This is a genomic window from Jiangella ureilytica, from assembly GCF_004348545.1.
Taxonomy (GTDB): Bacteria; Actinomycetota; Actinomycetes; order Jiangellales; family Jiangellaceae; genus Jiangella; species Jiangella ureilytica.
On the sequence record NZ_SMKL01000072.1, the window covers coordinates 1 to 17115 of the forward strand.

The following is a 17115-nucleotide window of genomic DNA, read 5'->3' on the forward strand; positions in this document are numbered from 1 at the left end:
CCCCCGACGACGACCCCGATTTCCTGCGGCACCTGCGCGACAGCGACAGCAAGCACGAGCAGATGCTCAACCAGTGGGAGGCCGACCTCCGCAAGCGTGAGGCCGAGATCAAGGCCAAGAAGGACGCCGAGGAGCGCGCCGCCGCTGCTGCTGCCGAGGAGCTCGAGCGGCGCCGCCAGGCCGAGGCCCGCAAGCGCGAGGACGAGGCCCGCCACCACACCGACGACGAGGACGAGTCCCGCTAGGCACTCCCTGGCGCGCCCGCCCGCTCTCGGCCGCCCACCCAAAGATGATCACGTTCACCACGAGATCCCGTGCCGCACTACGCCTGCAATCGTGTTGAGGCTCGGGTGATCCTGGTGGCGCCTCGTCATCCCCCTGGATCCTGGTTGATCATGGAGAAACCGGGCTCGACCGTGGACCGGAATCCCGACTTCTCCATGATCAACGGGCAGCAGCCGGCGGCACCGGGCCGCAGCGGGTCCGGCCGCCCGCCCCGCGCGAATCGTCAGAGGCCGGCGCAAAGGGGCACATCGGGGGCTACGGGCCGGGGCCGTCTTTCGGCCGGCCCCCCTGACGCTGCCTTCACGGGGGCGCGGGCGGCCGGGTCAAGTCCCAAGCCCCCAACTACAACGGCAACCGACCACAGAGGGCGCGGACTCGAGGCGACCGCCCGCGCCCCGACAATGGGAGCAGCAGGGGCCGGCGAACTGGGCACACCGCCCCGAACTGGATCAAAGGCCGCCGTAGGAGTGCAGGCCGTTGAAGAGGATGTTCACGCCGAAGTAGCTGAACAGCACGGTCGCGTACCCCACCAGCGCCACCACGGACGCCTTCGAGCCCTTCCAGCCGGCGGTGGCGCGGGCGTGCAGGTACGCCGCGTAGGCCAGCCAGGTGATGAGCGCCCAGACCTCCTTGGGGTCCCAGCCCCAGTAGCGGCCCCACGAGACCTCGGCCCAGATGGCGCCGAGGATGAGCGGCCCGAAGGTCCAGATGGGGAACGCGATGGCGGTGAGCCGGTACGCGAGCCGGTCCAGGGCGGCCGAGTCGGGCAGGGAGGCGCCGAAGCCGGTGGTGCGGCCACGGTCGGCGGCCCGCTCGGACGCGATCTGCAGCGCGCTGACCACCGCGGACACGGTGAACAGGCCGAATGCCAGCACCGCGCAACCGACGTGGATGACCAGCCAGTACGACTGCAGGGCCGGCTGCAGCGGGCCGGGCGGCACGTACAGGAAGGTGGCGGCGAGGCCGACGGTGACGAAGATCAGCAGGACGGCCCAGACGGCGACGACCTTGCCGACGACAGTGCGGGCGAGCACGAGGAAGACGATCGAGGCGACGAGGGCGCCGGTGATGGAGAACTCGTACATGTTGGCCCACGGCGTGCGCCCGGTGCCGACGCCGCGCATGACGACGCCCACGGCGAGAACCAGCGTCGCCAGGCCGAACAGCACCCGGCCGTCGCGGCCCAGCCGGTCGGCCCGCGGCCCCAGCTCGGCATCGGTGTCAGGAGCGTCGACCCCACCGGGACCGGACACCGGCGCCGTCGTCGACGAGCCGCCGACGCCGACCAGTTCGGCCGAGCGGTCGGTCGCGGCCGCCTCGCCGGAGCGGCGGATGCGGCTGCGCAGGCCGCCCTCGGCGCAGAAGGCCAGCCAGGCCGCCAGGTAGACGAGGACCGCCACGACAACGACGTAGCGGCTCCACTCGGCGACGGCGTCGAGGTCCATCAGTCTTCCCTCTTCTCTTTCGCGCCTCCCAGGCGCAGCAACAGCCCGTCGGTGATGGCGCCGATCTCGTCGGCGAGGCGGTCGCCCGCCGCGCCCTCGGTCCGGTGCAGCCCCGCGACCTCGACCACGGTACGCCCCTCGGGTCCCACGCTCGCACGCACCCACGCGCGGCGCCGCCGCACGTACAGCGAGCCCATGAGCCCCACCACGGCCAGTACCGCCCCGACGAGCGCCAGCTCGCGCCCGGAGTTGCGGCCGATCTGCAGGTTGACCCAGGTCACGTAGCCGTCGAAGGTGATGAAGCGGCCGTCGGGCAGCTCGACGGTGTCACCGACGGCCAGGCGGGACCGGAACGGCTCGCCGTCGGCGGAGTACTGCTCCATGTCGTCGGTGTCGAGCCGGTACACCGACTGCGGCCGGCCGTCGTCGAGGCCGAGGTCGCCGTGCCAGGCCGTCAGGTACACCTCGGGGTTGCGCGCGCCGGGGAACACCGACCGCGGGCCGTTCTCGTCGAGGTAGGCGGTGGGCAGGAAGTTGGCCTGGATGCCGATGTCGTCGCCGAGCTCCGGCGGCACCTCGACCTTGACCACGCCGGTCGACGTGAAGCTGGAGTCGTCGGGCAGGAACGGCACCGGGCCCTCGGCCAGGATGGTTTCGCGGTCGGCGGCCCGGACGGTGAACGCGGGCGCGTAGCCGGGGTTGATGATGTGCACCGACGTGCCGTCGATGTCGAGCGGCTCGTTGACGCGGATGGTGTGCGTCTCGGGCTCCGCGCCCGGCTCGCGCACCAGGCTCACCGTCGCCTCGTAGTGCGACGGCTGGCCGATCTGGTTGCCCGCGTCGACGAACTCCATGGTGAACGACTCGACGTCCATCGAGAACGGCGGCAGGTCGTCGGCCGGGTCGAACAGCGCGCCGGCGGACAGGCTGTCGAACTGGATGACCTGGTTGGAGAAGCCCGAGCCCTCGGGCACGAGCACCGTCGCCCGGTAGCTGAACAGCCCGCCCAGCGCCACCGCCAGCAGCACCACGACCACGGACAGGTGGAAGAGCAGGTTGCCGGTCTCGCGCAGGTGCCCGATCTCCGCGGCGACGGCGTCATCGTCGCCGTCCGCACCGGGCCGGCGCAGCCGGAACCGACGCGACCGCAGCTCGGCCCGCGCGACGGCGAGCACCTCGGCCGGCGCGGCGTCGACCTCGATCCTCCGGTACGCGGGCAGCCGCGACAGCCGCCGCGGCGCTTTGGGCGGCTGCGCCCGGACCGCCTTCCAGTGCTGCCAGCAGCGCGGCAGGATGCACCCGACCAGCGACACCAGCAGCGCGAGGTAGATGGCCGCGAACCAGGGAGCGGAGTAGACGTCGAACAGGCCGAGGCGGTCGTACCACTCCGACAGCGTGGGGTTGCGGGCGCGGAAGTCGCGGACGTTGAGCGGGTTGACGTCGCTCTGCGGGATGACCGAGCCGGGGATGGCGGCCACGGCGAGCAGGAACAGCAGGATCAGCGCCACCCGCATGGACGTGAGCTGCCGCCACGCCCACCGCGCCAGCTCGAGGCCGTGCAGCGGCGGCGGCCGGTCGTCGACCGGCGGGCGGGTGTCCATCCGCGTCGTCATCGTGTGCCCATTCCTACACCGCCACCTCGAAGCCGCCGATCCAGCCCTGCATCGACGCCATCAGCTCGGCCCACAGCCCCGTGACCAGCAGCACGCCGAGCACGATCAGCATGATGCCGCCGGCGCGCATGACCGCCAGCTGGTGCCGCCGGACCCACTGGAACCAGCGCGTCGCCCGCTGGTAGGCCAGCGCCGCCACCAGGAAGGGCAGGCCCAGCCCCAGGCAGTACACGAACGACAGCAGCGCCCCGCGGCCCGCGCTCGCCTCGGTGAACGCGAGCGTCTGCACGGCGGCCAGCGTCGGTCCCATGCACGGCGTCCAGCCGAGGCCGAACACCACGCCCAGCAGCGGCGCCCCGGCCAGCCCGACCGACGGCCGGGCCTCGGTGCGCCAGTCGCGCGACAGCCCGGGCAGCCAGCCGGCGAAGACCAGCCCGAGCACGATCGTCACGACGCCGAGGACCCGCATGATCGTCTCGCCGTGCTCGAGCAGCAGCGTCCCCAGGCCGCCGAAGAGCAGCCCGTACGACACGAACACCACACTGAACCCGAGCACGAACAGCAGCGCGCCCAGCACCAGCCGGCCCCGCCGCCCCGACGCCAGCTCCGCGCCGGACAGCCCGGTGACGTAGCCCAGGTAGCCCGGGACCAGCGGCAGCACGCACGGCGACAGGAACGAGACGAGCCCCGCCAGCGCCGCCACCGGCACGGCCAGGGCCAGCGAGCCGGTCAGGACGGTGTCGCCGAAGGTGCTCACCCGGGAGGACCATCCACGACCGCTTGGTGAGAGGGGGCCGGGAGTCTCCTCGAATCGGCGGTGCGGTGCCGCGCGGAGCTGAGGATCGATTCGGTCTCATGGATGGTCCGACCACCCGATGTCGGTGTTTCAGCGGTGCCCTCCGCCGCGGGGGCCTCGGCCGCGATCTCGCTCACGATGTCCGTGAGCGAGGTCTCGCCGATGGGCCCGAGGATGCGGGCGGCGATGCGGCCCTCGCGGTCGATGACCAGCGTGCTGGGGATGGCCGCCGGCGGGATGGTGTCGCGGAACGCGAGCAGCGCGTCGGCCCTGGGGTCGTAGATGCTGGGGTAGGTGATGCCGAACTCGTCCTCGAACTGCTGCGGTGCCCGGGTGCCGGGGTCGCGGACGTTGACGCCGACGAACTGGACACCCTCGGGCTCGAGGGCCTCGTAGCTCGCCTGCAGGTCCGGCGCCTCCTTGCGGCACGGGGGGCACCACGAGCCCCACACGTTGAGCACGACCACGTCGCCCACGGAGTCGGCGAGCCGGAAGTCGCCGCCGTCGAGCAGCTCGCCCGCGAAGTCCGGCGCCGCGTCGCGCTCCGCGGGGTCGTAGATGCTGATGGTGCCGTCGCCGGCGATGTACCCGGCCTGGTTCGCGTTGTCGCTGCGCTCGACCTGCCCGTCGGAGCAGCCGGCCAGGACCAGCAGGGCGGCACCACACACCACGAGGAGACGACGCATCAGGCACCCGCCGAGAACGGCTTGCCGATCTGGGGCAGCAGGTCGCCGGCCGGCTCGCTGTAGGCGACCGACACGATGGTCTCGCCGTCGTAGGTGACGGTGGTGAGGCTGGCCAGCGCGCACTCGCGGCGACGGGGGTCGTGCCAGAGCCGCCGCCCCTCGATGAAGCTGCGCACCGTCCAGATGGGCAGCTGGTGCGAGACCAGGACGGCCTCGTGGCCGGCGGCGTCGCGGCGGGCGTCGTCCATGGCGGCCAGCATGCGGGCGGCGATGTCGCGGTACGGCTCGCCCCACGACGGCTTGAACGGGTTGCGCAGGTTGCGCCAGTGCTTCGGGTGCCGTATGGAGCCGTCGCCGACGCCGAACGTCAGGCCCTCGAAGACGTTGAGCGCCTCGAGGAGGCGGTCGTCGATGCCGACCTCGAGCTTCAACGCCTCGGCGATGGGGGCGGCGGTCTCGCGGGCCCGCTCGAGCGGCGAGCTGACCAGCAGCGTGATGTCGCGGTCGGCGACGGACCCGGCCACCCGTTCCGCCATGGCCTGGCCGAGGTCGGACAGGTGGTAGCCGGCGAGCCGGCCGTAGAGCACCTTGGTCGGGTTGTGCACCTCGCCGTGGCGGAGCAGGTGGACGCGGGTCAGCTCGCTCATCCGGCCCCGCCCCCGGCCGGAGTCGCGGCGGCGCCCGCGGCGGCCGCGGCGGCCGCCGGCAGCGCCTGCGCGATGCGGTCGACGACGCGGCCGTCGTGGGCGGCGCTGACGAACCAGGCCTCGAACGCCGACGGCGGCAGGTACACGCCCGCCTCGAGCAGGGAGTGGAAGAACGCGCCGAACCGGGCCGTGCTGGTCCGCTTGGCCGACGCGAAGTCGGTGACCGGGCCGCCGTCGTCGGTGAAGAACACGCTGAACAGGTTGCCGGCGTACTGGACGCGGTGCGGCACGCCGGCGGCGCTCAGGGCCTCGCCGACCAGCCCGCCGATGCGCTGGGCGGTCGCGTCGAGGTGGGCGTAGACCTGCGAGTCGGCCAGCTTCAGCGTCGTCAGCCCGGCCGTGGTGGCGACCGGGTTCCCGGACAGCGTGCCCGCCTGGTAGACCGGCCCGGCCGGCGCGAGCAACTGCATGACCTCGGCCGAGCCGCCGAACGCGGCCGCGGGGAAGCCGCCGCCCATGACCTTGCCGAACGTCGTGAGGTCGGGGGTGACGCCGTCGAGCCCGTGCCAGCCGGACCGCGAGACGCGGAAGCCGGTCATGACCTCGTCGAGGATGAGCAGAGCGCCGTGCTCGTGGGCGGTGTCGCGGAGGAACGCGTTGAAGCCGTCGACGGGTGCGACGGCGCCCATGTTGCCGGCGGCGGCCTCGGCGATGACGCAGGCGATCTGCTCGCCGTGCTCGGCGAACGCCGCCTTGACCGCACCGGTGTCGTTGTAGGGCAGCACGATGGTGTCAGCGGCGCTCGCCCCCGTGACCCCGGGTGTGTCGGGCAGGGCGAACGTCGCGACCCCGCTGCCGGCCTGGGCCAGCAGCGCGTCGACGTGCCCGTGGTAGTGGCCGGCGAACTTCACGACCTTGGTGCGGCCGGTGGCGCCGCGGGCCAGCCGGATGGCGCTCATGGTGGCCTCAGTGCCGCTGGAGACCAGTCGCACCTGCTCGACGCTGGTGCGCGCGACGATCTCTTCGGCCAGCTCGACCTCGGGCCGCGTGGGGGTGCCGTACGACGTGCCCCGGCCGACCTGCGCGCGGACGGCCTCGACGACCGCCGGGTGGGCGTGGCCGAGGATCATCGGCCCCCACGAGCCGACGAGGTCGACGTACTCGCGGCCGTCGGCGTCGTAGAGATAGGGGCCGCTGGCCCGCTGCATGAACCGGGGGGTGCCGCCGACGGCGCGGAACGCCCGCACCGGCGAGTTGACTCCGCCGGGCGTGACGGCCCGCGCACGATCGAAGAGCTCCGCACTGCGCGGCACGTCGTCGTTGGTCACCGCGTCATTCTCGCAAGTGACGTACCCGCACCCGGCGCCGCCCCCGGCGTGGCCTACCGCTCAGCGCTGCACACGATGTCCACGAGGGCGGGCTGCCCCGTCGTGCTGATCACCGAGATCGCCTCGGCGACGGCACCCGCGATGTCCTCGGGGCGGGTGACGGGGCCCTGGGCATGCCAGCCGAACGATCGTGCCAGCCCGGCGAAGTCCGGGTCCGGGTCCTCGATCGTGATCCCGACCCTCGCGTTCTCGACCGGGTTTCCCCGCTCCGAGGCCATCGTCCTCTGATGGATCCAGTCGTTGTTGTAGGCCCGGTTGTTGACCATCACCACGAGCATGGGGATGCGATGATGTGTCGCCACCCACAGCGCACCGGGATCGAACATCAGATCGCCGTCCGGCTGCAGGTCCACGACCAGCCGTCCCGAGCCTCGGTAGGCCAGAGCCACGCCGAGCGAGATGCCGATCTGGGTCGCCGTGCCCAAGCTCCGGCCGGCGTGGCGATCATGCTTGTCGAAATCCCACAGCCGCGTCGCCCATCCGTTGCCCGTACCTGCGGTGAGCACCCAGTCGTGGCCTTCGAGCGCCTTCCCGACCTCCAGCACCAGCGTCGCCGTCGACATGGGCTCGTCCTCGACATGACGTTCCGCGACGGCCCGCCACCGCACGTGCAGACTGTCATGCACGGCCGCGAGCTCAGCGCGCCTGCCGGCACGGGCCGGCTCGTCGGCGTCGATCCGGCGGCGACACTCGTGCAGGAGCGCGGGCAACGCGAGTGACGTGTCCGCGACGACCCGGACGTCCACGGAGTACAGGCTCCCATGATCGGCCGACCACGCGGAGATGCCCAGGTCGCCGAAGCCGATGTCCAGCACCTTGGCACCGTCGGCGATGTGCGGCTTGTCGCCCCGGTCCTCCTTGCTCATCAGATGCGTGTGCTGCCCGATGTCCTTGATGTCGAGGAGCAAGACGGCATCCGCCGACTCGAGCTCGTTCGAGCCCGTGACGTTGAGAGGATGCCGATTGGGGAAGTTGTGCCGCAGGTTGGTGTCGACCACGCCGGCGCCGAGCAGCTCCGCGAGCTCGATCAACACCGGCCACATGGCGCGGTCGCGTCCCACGCTGCCGGCCACGATCGCCGGACGCCGCGCCGCGCACAGCGCCTCGGCGATCGACTCGATCGCGTCCGGGTCGGCCGCCAGCCTCGTCGGCGCCGCGTCCCCGGCGACCGGCCGCAGCCGGCCCTCCTCGATGGCCTGTTCCTGGAGGTCGGCGTCGAGAGCGATGTAGACCGGCCCGCGCGGTTCGGTGCCGGCGATCCGGTGACCCCGCTCGAGCGAGTCCGGTATCGCCTCGACCGAGTAGGGATGGTCGTCCCACTTGGTGAAGTCGCGGACCGAGGTGTTCTGCACGTTCGCGGTGTGCACCCAGTCGATCCACGGACGGCGCCGGGCGGCGTCCATCGGGCCCGCGCCGCCGAGGATCAGCATCGGGACCCGGTCGACGTAGGCGTAGTAGACGCCCATGGTCCCGTGGAGCAGCCCCACCAGATCGTGCAGGACGACTCCCATCATCGTCCCCGTGGCCTTGGCATACCCGTGCGCTATGCCCACCGCCACTTTCTCGTGCGGCACGAGGATGATCTCGGGGTCGTTGCCGCCGTGGTTCACGATGGAGTCGTGCAGTCCCCGGAACGATGCGCCGGGATTCAGCGCGAGGAACGGGATCCGCTTCGACTTGAGGACATCCACGACGAGATCGGAGCCGAAGTATCGGCGCTCGCCGTCCGGTGGGGCCACGTCACTCCTCTGCACAAGGCTCGATCGGTCTCGTGGGCCTATTCCTCGATGATCGGCTTCAGCAGGTCGATCGACGCGTTCACGTCCTCGACCAGGGACAGGACCTCGGCGCGCTCCATCGGGCTCGGGGTCAAACCCGCGGCCTCCATCTCTTGCACGTAGCCATCGGAGCTCGCCGCCGCGAAAACCGCGTCAGCGAGGACCTGCGCCCTTTCCTCGTCCATCCCCGGAGGTGCCACGAGGAGCCGCTCGAGGTCGTAGATCGAGGCGAGCGCGCTCAGCACCTCTTGTTGCTCGGCATCCCCGAACTCAGTGATCAGCGGAACGTCCGGCAACTGCTCGTTCGGCTGGGTGCTGATCAGCGCGTTGATGTGGGCACCGGTGCCCTCGATGCGGGTCAGCGCGGCGTCGGCGGAGTTGATACTCGCATCGACCTCGCCGACGAGGAGCGCGGCATCCGCCTCTTCACCGCCGCCATAGCCGGCAATGATCTCGGCGTCGAAACCGAGGACCTCGGCCATGATCACCGTCGCGTAGTACGCGTCCGATCCGCGCCCGCCGATGCCGAAAGTGATCGGCTCGTCCGAGTCGATCATCTGCTGGAAGCTCTCGTACCCGGAGTCCTCACCGGTGAAGACGATCGGGTTGATCGCGCCGAGACGGGCCAGGAAGGTCCACTTGCTGTTGTCGAACGAGACACCGTCCGTGCCGGTGGCCTCCGCGAACATCGAGCCGGGGTAGTTGATCAGGCCGATGGTCAGCCCGTCGGGCTCGGCCTGGTAGATCTCGTTCGTACCGATCAGGCTGCCCCCGCCCGGGCTGTTCTTGACGTTGACCTGAACCCCCTCGATCTCATCCTCGAGATGGGTCTCGAGAAGTCTCACGAAGGTGTCGAAGCCCCCGCCCGGGTTGTACGGCACGACCATCGTGATGGTTTCGCCGTCGAAGAACGCCGCCGGATCCTCGGCAGAGTCCGTGCCCTCGCCGCCGGTCTGCCCGCACGCACCCAGAGTGACGCCCATCGTGCCGGCGGCCAGGCCGCTCAGCATGCGGCGTCGAACACGTCGTCTCGTCATCACAGATCCACCGCTTCCAGTCAGATTGTCGTCGGCGACTACTGCTGCTGCGTCCCGCCCAGGGTCGGCTCCCAGGCGTCGACCATGGCTTGCATGCTGGCCTCGGCGCCGTTCTCCGTCGTCACCGCCTTGTCCTGCTTGAGCTTCTTCATCGCCTCGCGGGTGAGGCCGGACAGTGGGGCCGGGAGGCCGACCCGATCCGCGTAGTCCATGCAGATCATCAGGTCCTTCTCCGCCCACGGCATCGGGCGCGGCTTGTGCCACGTGCCCAGAGCCCAGTTCGCTCCGCTCCCGAGCATCAGCGCGGGAATCAACTCCTCCTGGGAGACGCCGAGCCGCTTGCCCAGCCGCAGTGCCTCCGCGTTCGCGACCACATTGATCCAGAGCAGGAGGTTGTTGAGCATCTTCCCGACCTGACCTGCACCGAGCGCACCGAGCAGGCGAACGTCCGTGGCGAACGAGCGGAGCGCGGCGTCCCAATCGGTGAACACCTCGGGCTCGCCACCGCACAGGACGAGCAGCGTCCCGTCGACCGCGGCGTGCTCGGCCCGGCACAGGGTCGCATCGGCGACCTTGACGCCCTGGGCTGCCAGAGCCGCGCCGACCTGGATGGACGTGTCGGGGGCGATGGTGCTGCACAGGAACACGACGTCACCGGCGGCCGCACCTTCGTGGACGCCGCCAGGCCCGAGGCACGCGCCGAGTACCTCGTCGTCGAACCCCACGACCACGAACGTCGCCGACACGTTGCGGGCCACGTCAGCCGGGGCCTTCTCGACGGTGACACCGTGCGCGGCCGCTGCCTCGACGGACTCCGGTCGCACGTCGAATCCGTGGACCGCGTAACCGGCATCCAGCAGGTGCCGCGCCATGGGCAGGCCCATCTTGCCGAGTCCGAGAACTCCGACGTGTGTCGCCATCAGCGGGGCTCCGTCCAGTGATTCTCAGGCGGCTTTCACACGTACATCCGGCGCAGAGATGTTGGATGTTGTGTAATAAATCCATAAGCTATGGCTTGTCGGCTCGGCGGTCAAGGAAACCAGGCGTTCAGACCTCGCGCCCGCGCGAACGACAACCGCCCTCGTCCAACCACTCGGGCCGGACGAGGGCGGCTGCTCCGAAGCGAACCGTCAGCTGCCGACGGCCTCCTCGACCCGCTTGCCGAGGGTCTCGTCGACGCTGCGCCAGTAGGCGTAGACCCGCTGCCGCAGCTCGTCGGTCGTCACGTGGCTCACGTGGCCGGCGATGTTGGCGACCAGGCGGTCGCGGGCAGCGTCGTCGAGCACCTCGCGCACCAGCGTGCCGGGCTGGCCGAAGTCGTCGTCCTCGGTGTGCGGGGTGGCGGCGGCGCGCACGAGCTCGCCGTCGGACTCCCACCCGGCGTCACCGACCAGCGACGGCTCGGCCGCCGGGCCGCCGTGGCTGTTGGGCGCGTAGACGGGACGGTCGGCCGCGGCGAAGTCGAACCGCATGGCGCCGTCCTTCGAGTACGAGTGGACCTCGTTCTTCGGCGCGTTGACCGGCAGCTGGTTGTAGTTGGTACCGATGCGGTATCGGTGCGCGTCGGCGTAGGAGAAGATGCGCCCGAGCAGCATCTTGTCCGGGCTCGCGGCGATGCCGGGGACGAAGTTGCTCGGCTCGAACGCGGCCTGCTCGATCTGCGCGAAGTAGTTCTCCGGGTTGCGGTCCAGCCGCAGCGTTCCGACCTTGATCAGAGGGTAGTCGCCCTTGGGCCACACCTTCGTGAGATCGAACGGGTTGAACCGGTAGCTCGCGGCGTCGGCGTAGGGCATGACCTGCACGTGCACCGTCCACGACGGCGCGTCGCCGCGCTGGATGGCCTCGTAGAGGTCGCGGATGTGGTGGTCGGCGTCCTCACCGGCGATGCGGTCGGCGTCGGCCTGTGTGAGGAACTCGTGGCCCTGGTCGGTGCGGAAGTGGTACTTGACCCAGAACCGCTCGCCGCCGGCGTTGATCCACTGGTACGTGTGCGAGCCGAAGCCGTCCATGGTGCGCCAGCTGCGCGGCAGGCCGCGGTCGCCCATGAGCCAGGTGACCTGGTGCGCGCTCTCGGGCGACAGGGTCCAGAAGTCCCACTGCATGTCGTGGTTGCGCAGGTTCGAGCCCGGCAGCCGCTTCTGCGAGCGGATGAAGTCGGGGAACTTGATGGTGTCGCGCAGGAAGAAGACCGGCGTGTTGTTGCCGACGATGTCGTAGTTGCCCTCGGACGTGTAGAACTTCAGCGCGAAGCCGCGCGGGTCGCGCCAGGTGTCCGGGCTGCCCTGCTCGCCGGCGACGGACGAGAACCGCGCCAGCGCCTCGGTGCGCGTGCCCGGCTGGAACAGCGCGGCCTTGGTGAACTGGCTGACGTCCTCGGTGACCTCCAGGACGCCGAACGCGCCGCCGCCCTTGGCGTGCACGACGCGCTCCGGCACGCGCTCGCGGTTGAACTGGGCCAGCTTCTCGACGAGGTAGTGGTCGTGCAGCACGATGGGCCCGTTCGGCCCCACCGTCAGGGAGTGGGCGTCGCTGGCCACCGGTGCGCCGGAATTGGTGGTCGTGTGCGGCGTAGAACTCATCCGTTCTCCTCAATCACTGTCGGCAGTCGGGGCAGAGCCCCCAGAAGGTCACCTCGGCCTCGTCGAGCGCGAAGCCGTGCGTGTGTGCAGGCGCCAGGCACGGCGCCTCTCCGGAGCAGTCGACGTCGACGATGACGCCGCAGCTCCGGCAGATCATGTGATGGTGGTTGTCGCCGACCCGCGTCTCGTAGCGAGCGGCGGACCCGGCCGGCTCGATGCGGCGCAGCAGCCCGGCCTCGGTGAGGGCGTGCAGCACGTCGTAGACGGCCTGGGTGGAGACGGCCCCGAGCGAGGACCGGACGTGCCGCGCGACGGTGTCGGCGTCGGCATGCGACTCGCACTCGAGCGCGACGAGGACGCCCACGCGCGGCGCGGTGACCCGCAGCCCGGCGGCCCGCAACCGCGAGGCGGCGTCGTCACGCGACGTCTCTCCCTGCCGCCTCGCGGCGGGCCGCGGCCGGCCTTCCTCGTCCGTGGGCACGACCCGATCGTCGCCGCTTATCTGGAACGAGTCAAGTAAACGTCCGATTCAAGAGATGCTGGGGTCAGACCTCGTCGGGCGGCCCGGGGTCGGGATGGCGGCGCAGGTGCACGATGCTCGCCACCAGCCCACCCCAGACGATGACGATGGCCACGATCAGCATGGCGATGGCTCCGGCGCTCACACCTGCTCCTTCCCGCCGACGATGTCCAACTCGGCCGGCACGAACTCGTCTCGGTCCCGCCACGGGATCAGGGACAGGACGACGCCGACGACGATGGTGCCCACAGCGACACCCCAGCCGAGGGTCAGCAGGAACCCGGTGGAGTAGCCCCCGTAGTTCTCGTCGAACTCCTGCCGCAGGCTGTCCCACATCATCCAGCCGAGCACGACCGGCGTCACGACGCCGAGGGCCACCTGCCACCAGACTCCGAGGTGGACGACGGACGTGAGATTGGTGTGCGCGCGCAGTGCCGCCAGGCGGCGCAGCACCCAGGCGACCACCACCACGATCACCAGGGCCGCGAGCGCGATGCCGTACTGGTTGATGAAGTGGTCGGCGACGTCGAGGTAGTGCAGGCCCTGGGCGGTGGGGAACAGCAGGAGCGAGACCAGGGCGATGCCGCCGCCGACGATGAGCACGGCCGGCACCCGGCGCAGGCCGGTGCGGTCCTGGACGGCCGAGATCACCACTTGCACGATGCTGATCAGCGAGGTGAAACCCGCGATGACCAGTGAGGCGAAGAAGATGACGCCGAACAGCCCGGCGCCGCTGGTGAGCGTCGAGATGATCTGCGGGAAGGCGACGAATGCCAGGCCGGGACCTGACGTCGCCACGTCACCGACCGCGACGCCGCTCGCGGCTGCCATGAAGCCCAGCGTGGCGAAGACGCCGATGCCGGCCAGGATCTCGAACGAGCTGTTGGCGAAACCGGCCACGAGCGCCGAACCGGTGAGGTCGGACCGCCGGTGCAGGTGCGAGGCGTAGGTGATCATGATGCCGAAGCCGACCGACAGCGAGAAGAAGATCTGCCCGTAGGCCGCCACCCACACGCCGCCGTCGGTGATGGCGCCCCAGTCGGGCGAGAAGAAGGCGTCCAGACCCTCAGCGGCGCCGTCGAGGAACAGCGCTCGCACCACCAGGAACAGGAACAGCACCACGAGCAGCGGGATGAACACCCGGTTGGCGCGCTCGATGCCGCGCCGCACACCCAGCGCGAGGACCGCGAGCGTGCACACCCAGACCGCCAGCAGCGGCCAGAAGACGCCCGAGACGTACGACGACACCCAGCCCGGCTCGCCCACCTGCAGGAAGTCTCCGGTCAGGAACGCCTCGGGGTCGTCGCCCCAGTCCTGGCCCACGGAGAACCCGGCGTACCGGGCCGCCCAGGCGATGATGACGGCGTAGTACGCGGCGATGACGAAGCAGATGGCGACCTGCCACCAGCCGATCGCCTCGGTCCGGCGGTGCAGGCGGCGGAACGCCAGCGGCGGCGAGCCATGGAAGCGGTGCCCGAGGGCGTACTCGAGCATCAAGAGCGGGATGCCGGCGGACAGCAGGGCCACCAGGTACGGCAGCAGGAACGCGCCGCCACCGTTCTCATAGGCCACGTAGGGAAATCGCCAGATGTTGCCCAGGCCGATGGCCGAACCGATGGCGGCCATCAGGAACCCTGCCCGGGTGCCCCATTGCTCCCGTTCGCGCTGCACTGTCACTCCTCCTGCCGGTGGTGACAGCCGACCTTACCGGTCGGGTCCGACAGGGTGAAGTGTCAGCGCGCGGCGCGCAGCCACTGGGCGGCCTCGACGGCCCAGTAGGTGAGGACGATGTCGGCGCCGGCCCGGCGGATGGACGTCAGCGTCTCGAGGACGGCACGATCGCGGTCGATCCAGCCCCGCTCGGCGGCGGCCTGGATCATCGCGTACTCGCCGGAGATCTGGTACGCCGCCACGGGGACGTCGGCGAGGTCGCGGACCCGGGCCAGCACGTCGAGGTAGGACATGGCCGGCTTGACCATGACCATGTCGGCGCCCTCGTCGATGTCGAGGGCGGTCTCGCGCAGCGCCTCGAGGCCGTTGGCGGGATCCTGCTGGTAGGTCGTGCGGTCGCCGACCAGCGACGATTCGATGGCCTCGCGGAACGGGCCGAAGAACGCCGAGGCGTACTTGGCCGCGTAGGCGAGGATGGCGACGTCGGTGTGCCCGGCGGCGTCGAGCGCCGTCCGCGCGGCGCCGACCTGGCCGTCCATCATCCCGCTCGGTCCGACGACGTGGACGCCGGCATCGGCCTGGGCGACCGCCATGCGGCCGTAGATCTCGAGCGTGGCGTCGTTGTCGACCGTGCCGTCGGGCGCCAGCACGCCGCAGTGGCCGTGGTCGGTGAACTCGTCGAGGCAGAGGTCGGCCATGACGACGGTGGCGTCGCCCACCTCGGCGACGATTTCGCGGATGGCGGCGTTGAGCGGCCCTTTGGGGTCGACGCCGCCGCTGCCGACGGCGTCCTTCTGCGACGGGATGGCGAACAGCATGATCCCCCCGACGCCGGCCTCAACCGCCTCGAGCGAGGCCTTGCGCAGCGACTCCATGGTGTGCTGCACGACGCCCGGCATGGACGCGATGGGGCGCGGCTCCGTGGCGCCCTCGCGGACGAACATCGGCAGCACCAGGTGGCGCGGCTCGAGCGACGTCTCGGCGACCAGGCGCCGCATGGCCGGCGTGCGGCGCAACCGCCGCGGCCGGATCTCCGGGTATCCCATGCTCTCGTCCCCTACTGGGCGTTCTTGCGCCGCGCGGACGCCCGGCGGCGCTGCGACGGCTTGAGCACCGGCTCGCCGGCCTCGACCATGGCCAGCCGCCGCGACAGGCCGAACTGCGCCAGTGCCTCGGCCAGCGCCTCGACCGACGGCTCGGGAGCCAGCACGTCGACCCGCAGTCCGTGCTCCTCGGCCGTCTTCGCCGTCTGCGGCCCGATGCAGGCGACGACGGTGGACGCGTGCGGCTTGCCGGCGATGCCGACCAGGTTGCGCACCGTCGAGGACGACGTGAACGCGACCGCGTCGAACTTGCCGGTCTTGATGGCGTCGCGGGTCTCGGCGGGCGGCGGCGCGGCGCGCACCGTGCGGTACGCCGTCACGTCGTCGACCTCCCAGCCCATGTCGGTCAGCCCGGCGGCCAGCGTCTCGGTGGCGATGTCCGCCCGCGGCAGGAACACCCGGTTGATCGGGTCGAGCACCTCATCGTACGGCGGCCAGTCGTTCAGCAGCCCGACGGCGGACTGCTCGCCGGAGGGCACGAGGTCGGGCTCGATGCCCCACGACCGCAGCGCGTCGGCGGTCTTCTCGCCGACGGCGGCGACCTTCAGCCCGGACAGCGCACGGGCGTCGAGGCCGTACGCCGTCAGCTTCTCCTTGACCGCACGCAGCGCGTTGACCGAGGTGAACGCGATCCACTCGTAGCGGCCCTCGACCATGCCCCGGACGGCCTTGTCGATCTGCTGCGGGTTGCGTGGCGGCTCGACGGAGATCGTCGGGACCTCCTCGGGCACCGCGCCCGAGCGGCGCAGCGCCGAGGACAGCTGGCCGGCCTGCTCCTTGGTGCGCGGCACCAGGACCCGCCAGCCGAACAGCGCCTTGGTCTCGAACCACGAGAGCGTGTCGCGGTGCTCGATGGTGTCGCCGACGATGACGACGAACGGCGCCTCGAGCTTCGCCGCCCGCACGTCGGCCGCCACGCCGCCGAGCGTCGACACGACGGTCTGCTGCTCGACGGTGCTGCCGGACGTGACGACGGCGACCGGCGTGGACGGCACCCGGCCGGCGTCGACGAGCGCGCCGGCGAGGTGGCCGAGCTGCTCGGTGACGCCGGTCAGCAGGACGGTGTCGGCGGTACACGACTTGAGGTCGATCTTGCCGCCGACGTCGAAGATCTCGACGCTGCGGCGGCGGCCGGTGACCAGCGGGATGCCGGCGTGCGTCGCCACGGAGATCGCCGTGGCGACGCCTGCGACGACCTCGAACGGGACACCGGCCTTGGCGCAGGCGAGCGCCTCGTCGGCGCCGGTGGCGTGGGTGAACGGGTCGCCGCCGAGCAGTCGCACCACCCGCCGGCCCCCCTTGGCGGCCTGGACCAGGCGGCGCCCGCGCGCCGACGGGGTCAAGGTGACGCCTTCGTCGTCGACGCCGACGTCGATGATCTCGACGATGCCGGGCGCGTAGGCGAGCATCGCGCGGTGCGCCGGCTCGTCGATGACGACGACGTCGGCCCCACCGAGCACCTCGACCGCCCGTAGGGTGAGCAGCCCCGGATCGCCGGGACCGGCGCCGACGAACGCGACGCCACCTTCTTCGGTGCGCTGCTTCGCGCCTCGCGGAGTGGTCACGA

15 protein-coding genes and 1 pseudogene are annotated in these 17115 nt (G+C 71.1%); 1 reads left to right on the forward strand and 15 read right to left on the reverse strand.

Going from position 1 to position 17115, the window contains the following annotated elements:
• Positions 1-245, forward strand: a pseudogene (locus tag E1212_RS29630) (hypothetical protein); the annotation flags it as partial.
• A gap of 489 nt (positions 246-734) precedes the next feature.
• On the opposite strand, the gene ccsB reads toward E1212_RS29630, so the two are convergent.
• The 15 genes from ccsB to E1212_RS23905 form a co-directional block, all read right to left on the reverse strand.
• Complete coding sequence (gene ccsB, locus E1212_RS23835; RefSeq protein WP_131987101.1) at positions 735-1730, reverse strand: c-type cytochrome biogenesis protein CcsB; 996 nt, start codon at positions 1728-1730, stop codon at positions 735-737.
• Positions 1730-3343, reverse strand: coding sequence for a cytochrome c biogenesis protein ResB (resB, locus tag E1212_RS23840; protein ID WP_131987103.1), 1614 nt, complete (start codon positions 3341-3343; stop codon positions 1730-1732). The genes ccsB and resB overlap by 1 nt, the downstream gene beginning before the upstream one ends.
• Positions 3344-3356: 13 nt before the next feature.
• Positions 3357-4100 (reverse strand): cytochrome c biogenesis CcdA family protein, encoded by a 744-nt coding sequence (locus E1212_RS23845; RefSeq protein ID WP_131987105.1) that lies wholly within the window; start codon positions 4098-4100, stop codon positions 3357-3359.
• A complete protein-coding gene (locus E1212_RS23850) occupies positions 4097-4825 on the reverse strand; it encodes a TlpA family protein disulfide reductase (RefSeq protein ID WP_131987107.1) in 729 nt (242 codons plus the stop codon). The genes E1212_RS23845 and E1212_RS23850 overlap by 4 nt, the downstream gene beginning before the upstream one ends.
• Complete coding sequence (locus E1212_RS23855; protein WP_131987109.1) at positions 4825-5472, reverse strand: histidine phosphatase family protein; 648 nt, start codon at positions 5470-5472, stop codon at positions 4825-4827. Before E1212_RS23855 ends, E1212_RS23850 begins: the two co-directional genes overlap by 1 nt.
• A complete protein-coding gene (gene hemL / locus E1212_RS23860) occupies positions 5469-6800 on the reverse strand; it encodes a glutamate-1-semialdehyde 2,1-aminomutase (protein ID WP_131987111.1) in 1332 nt (443 codons plus the stop codon). The genes E1212_RS23855 and hemL overlap by 4 nt, the downstream gene beginning before the upstream one ends.
• A 53-nt stretch (positions 6801-6853) precedes the next feature.
• On the reverse strand, positions 6854-8599 hold the full coding sequence (locus tag E1212_RS23865) for a thiamine pyrophosphate-binding protein (protein WP_131987113.1): 1746 nt from the start codon (positions 8597-8599) through the stop codon (positions 6854-6856).
• Positions 8600-8637: 38 nt separating this feature from the next.
• Complete coding sequence (locus tag E1212_RS23870; protein ID WP_162605607.1) at positions 8638-9648, reverse strand: tripartite tricarboxylate transporter substrate-binding protein; 1011 nt, start codon at positions 9646-9648, stop codon at positions 8638-8640.
• Between the two features lie 65 nt (positions 9649-9713).
• Positions 9714-10595, reverse strand: coding sequence for an NAD(P)-dependent oxidoreductase (locus tag E1212_RS23875; RefSeq protein WP_131987117.1), 882 nt, complete (start codon positions 10593-10595; stop codon positions 9714-9716).
• Between the two features lie 210 nt (positions 10596-10805).
• A complete protein-coding gene (locus E1212_RS23880; protein WP_131987119.1) occupies positions 10806-12254 on the reverse strand; it encodes a catalase in 1449 nt (482 codons plus the stop codon).
• A gap of 13 nt (positions 12255-12267) precedes the next feature.
• Positions 12268-12654, reverse strand: a complete 387-nt coding sequence (locus E1212_RS23885) for a Fur family transcriptional regulator (RefSeq protein WP_238992463.1) — start codon at positions 12652-12654, stop codon at positions 12268-12270.
• Positions 12655-12799: 145 nt separating this feature from the next.
• Complete coding sequence (locus E1212_RS23890; protein ID WP_131987123.1) at positions 12800-12919, reverse strand: methionine/alanine import family NSS transporter small subunit; 120 nt, start codon at positions 12917-12919, stop codon at positions 12800-12802.
• The gene (locus tag E1212_RS23895; RefSeq protein ID WP_131987125.1) at positions 12916-14445 is read right to left on the reverse strand and encodes a sodium-dependent transporter; all 1530 of its coding nucleotides are present in this window, start codon (positions 14443-14445) and stop codon (positions 12916-12918) included. The genes E1212_RS23890 and E1212_RS23895 overlap by 4 nt, the downstream gene beginning before the upstream one ends.
• 62 nt (positions 14446-14507) lie before the next feature.
• Complete coding sequence (gene hemB / locus E1212_RS23900) at positions 14508-15491, reverse strand: porphobilinogen synthase (RefSeq protein ID WP_131987127.1); 984 nt, start codon at positions 15489-15491, stop codon at positions 14508-14510.
• A gap of 11 nt (positions 15492-15502) precedes the next feature.
• Complete coding sequence (locus tag E1212_RS23905; protein WP_131987129.1) at positions 15503-17113, reverse strand: bifunctional uroporphyrinogen-III C-methyltransferase/uroporphyrinogen-III synthase; 1611 nt, start codon at positions 17111-17113, stop codon at positions 15503-15505.
• Positions 17114-17115 lie beyond the last annotated feature (2 nt).